This is a genomic window from Salegentibacter sp. (genome assembly GCF_041642575.1).
Lineage (GTDB): Bacteria > Bacteroidota > Bacteroidia > Flavobacteriales > Flavobacteriaceae > Salegentibacter.
The window spans coordinates 1-3,412 of the sequence record NZ_JBEPWD010000153.1 but is presented as its reverse complement, the minus strand read 5'-3'; the positions used below and the strand labels follow the sequence as shown (position 1 = coordinate 3,412).

Below are 3,412 nucleotides of genomic sequence, written 5' to 3'. Positions count from 1 at the left end.
TGTGAGGCATTTTCCAAATTTAAAAGAGCTTAACCTGTCCGGAAATAAACTTACTGCCGTCAATGTTTCTACCCTAAATCTTTTAGAGGGGCTGGAGGTTCGGGATAACTTCCTTACCAGTTTAAACTTGTCAAATAACGAAGGCCTGTACAACTTTTCTGCCTTACAGAATCCGGATCTCGATTGCATTCAGGTGGCGCAAGTACACCTGAATTGGCTAGCTGATGAGAACCCGCGGATGTTATGGAGTAAAGATGAAAAGGCATCTTATTCCCTTGACTGTCAATAAAATTATAGTTAGATTATTCAATTCTGGGATGAGAATGATTGAATCGATGCCTCATTTTACTTTCCCCGGTACATGAGGTGACAATTGACGGTACAAAAAGGTACAATAAAATAACAAGGTATTTAACTGACAAAATTTCATAAAAAATTGATAGCAAATTTCACCTGTTTTCTCTCCTCTTTCAGTTTCAAATCATTCTCATATTTACGGATATTTCCAAGTTTGCAATCAGTACAAGGATAGCAGATTAAATAACTTTTGAACATATTCCTGAAAATACTTTCTTAGAAAAAAGCAAATAATTTTTTGTAAGTAAAATCTGATAGACTGATTAATTTTCATCTTTAAACTGTAAATAATTCACGACTAAATAACTTTTGTTATGAAAAATTTAACTATTATTGAGGCAGATTTAAGTTTTGTTTAGCGTGATAAAAAATCACGTTTTTAGTAGACTTAGAGGTGGATTATGAAAAAGAGTTGCGAAAAAATATTTAAAGATTTGCCCCTGGCTTGTTTATTATTGGAGTCTAAAGGTGATAAATTTTTTGTGCGTGAGGTAAATGAAGAATATTGTAAAATACTCGGGAAAAATCCGAGCGAATTACTGAATCTTACTATTGCAGAGATCTTTGAGAAGTGTGATGTCCAGCGAGAGACAATTCAGACCTCACTAACTCAAACTAATCTGACTAGAAATATTGTAGTTTTTCAATATGAAGATTATGATTCTCTCAAAACAACCTACAAATCTTACTGGGAAGTAATCAATATACCTATAACAGAACCAGGCACTGACAAGACAAGGTATATTCTTCACTTGCCTTGGAACAAAACTGTAGAAGTTTTAGAAGAAAGAAAAAGAATAGATCTTCAACGGGAACTGGATACAAGGAGAGCGGAGGGCGAATGTTTTATTCAAAAAAATAGGGATGGCTTATTTTCTCTTGACCCCAAAGGATATTTCTTAAATGTGAATAAAGGTATTGTCGACATGGCAGAAGTTTCGGAAGAACAACTTCTTTCAATGAGTTTTCTTCCATTTTGTGCTCCTGAAGATCGTGGCACAATTTTCAATTATTTTGAAAAAGCACTTGGAGGTGAAGATCAAAATTATGAGGCGCATTTTATATCTTATAAAGGAAGAAATCTCATCCTGGAGGTTTCCCTGGTGCCAATGATAATTAATCAGAAGATTTTAGGAGTTTATGGTATAGCCCGGGATATCACAGAAATAAAAAAAGCAGAAAAGATTATTAAAAAACAGCAGGATCAGTTAACGGGCACCGAAAAGAAATTTAAAGCGCTTGTACAGGAATCTTCTGATTTAATAAGTATTCTCGACTTAGAGGGAACTTATCTGTTTGTTAGTGATTCCGTCACTTCTATTCTCGGCATACCACAAGAAGAATTTATTGGGAAGAACGCCTTTGATTTCATTCATCCTGAGGATAAAGAAGGAGTAATGGCCTCTTTTATGCAGGTAGCGGAGAAGAGTCAGGTAAATATTCCTTCGTTTCGGTTCAGGGACTCAAAGGGGGAATGGAGAAGCCTTGAAACTACTATCACCAATTTTAAGGACGATCCTAACATACAGGGTGTGGTTACTAACTCAAGGGATATTACGGAAACAAGAAAGTTATATATAGAAACCATGAAAAGGAATAAGATTCTTAAAGAAATTGCTTGGGAACATGGCCATATCGTCCGGGCACCCCTTGTGAGAATCATGGGGTTACTAGATCTAATAAAAGAGGGGCATTATATGGACTGGACAAAAGAAGAAGCAATAGAAATAATCAGCGATTCTGTTGAAGAATTGGATCAGATTATTTCTAAAACTATAAGAAAGACTGAGAATGTATAAATCCAATAACGCAGACACATTTTCGGAAATTTTAATAGTAGAAGATGATAAAATTATTGCATTACTGCAGAAACGTCTCATTGAGGCCGTCATGGGTCGTAAGCCTGTTCTACTTTCAAACGGAAGGTTAGCCATAGAGTATCTCAACCAGAGTGCGAAAAAAGGAATGAAAGATTCTCTAGTGCTGTTAGATTTAAATATGCCTATAATGGACGGATGGGAATTCCTCAAACATTGCGAGAGAAAACCATACCTACATAATGTGCATATTATTATTGTGACTTCTTCCTTATGCCAAGAAGATCATGAAAAAGCAAAGTCCATTGAAAAGATTTTAGATTTTTATACAAAACCTCTAAAGAAAGAAAAGCTTGAAGAAATCATGCGAATAAAGCAGCTTACGCATTTCTTCCAATCAAAAACAATATTAAAAAATCATTTATAATGCCGAGCTGCCTCTAGAATTTTTTAAATTAATGCCAATGTAGATTGAAGATAATCCAGTCGAAACAGAATACCGGTCCTGTAATAACGTGCGATTTAGTTTGTTTTGATTTTTGTTGGTTTGTTTATTTACTTTCCAATACAGAAATTAGAAAATATATTCCCCAGCAGCTCATCGTTGGTGACCTCTCCGGTGATCTCACCAAAATAATGCAGCGCCTCCCTGATGTCTATGGCCAGCAGGTCTCCCGAAAGATCGTTGTTAAGACCGTCTTCTACCTTGTTGATCTCCTCCAGGGCTTTTAGAAGGGCATTATAATGCCTGCTGTTGGTGACTATGGTGTTGTTGTTCCTCAGCGCTCCGGTATTCACGAATTCCAGCAACTTCATTTTCAGTTCTTCCACGCCTTCTCCTGTTTTCGCAGAAAGCAATTGCAAACTTGAGCCTTCGATTTGGTTTAGGGTCTGGCTTAGTCTATTCCTTTCTTCATCCGAAAGCTGGTCGATCTTATTCGCGATGATCACAAGCGGCTTCTGCGGAAATTTATTCTTTATCTTTTCTATTTCCCTCAGAAGTTCTGTGAATTCTCCCCTGTTAGGGGGAGATGCCTGCAGGGCAGAGGGGGTTGGGGCAGAGGGGGTAGAACTTTGAACTTTAAACTTTTCAGAATCCAGCAGAAACACAACCACCTGGGCCTGACTTATCTTCTCAAAAGTCCGTTTTATCCCGATGCTCTCCACCACATCCTGGGTCTCCCGAATTCCGGCTGTATCGATAAATCTAAACCCAACTCCGCCAATGCTCATCTCAT

The 3,412-nt window shown here is 37.3% G+C and carries 3 protein-coding genes and 1 pseudogene; 3 read left to right on the top strand and 1 reads right to left on the bottom strand.

Annotated features, from left to right (window positions below):
- From ACESK1_RS12675 to ACESK1_RS12665, 3 genes and pseudogenes are all read left to right on the top strand, one after another.
- Positions 1-289 (top strand): annotated as a pseudogene (locus ACESK1_RS12675) (hypothetical protein); the annotation flags it as partial.
- Between the two features lie 469 nt (positions 290-758).
- On the top strand, positions 759-2,156 hold the full coding sequence (locus ACESK1_RS12670) for a PAS domain S-box protein (protein WP_372920545.1): 1,398 nt from the start codon (positions 759-761) through the stop codon (positions 2,154-2,156).
- Positions 2,149-2,601 (top strand): response regulator, encoded by a 453-nt coding sequence (locus ACESK1_RS12665; protein WP_372920544.1) that lies wholly within the window; start codon positions 2,149-2,151, stop codon positions 2,599-2,601. Before ACESK1_RS12670 ends, ACESK1_RS12665 begins: the two co-directional genes overlap by 8 nt.
- A 128-nt stretch (positions 2,602-2,729) precedes the next feature.
- Here the strand turns inward: ACESK1_RS12665 and ACESK1_RS12660 are convergent.
- Positions 2,730-3,412: GTPase (locus ACESK1_RS12660; protein WP_372920543.1), on the bottom strand; the 683-nt coding region annotated here is incomplete at its 5' end.

What these genes read in the sequence shown, in the direction of transcription:
- ACESK1_RS12670 (WP_372920545.1), top strand. Translation starts at nt 759, where the DNA reads ATGAAAAAGAGTTGCGAAAAAATATTTAAAGATTTGCCCCTGGCTTGT.
- ACESK1_RS12665 (WP_372920544.1), top strand. Translation starts at nt 2,149, where the DNA reads ATGTATAAATCCAATAACGCAGACACATTTTCGGAAATTTTAATAGTA.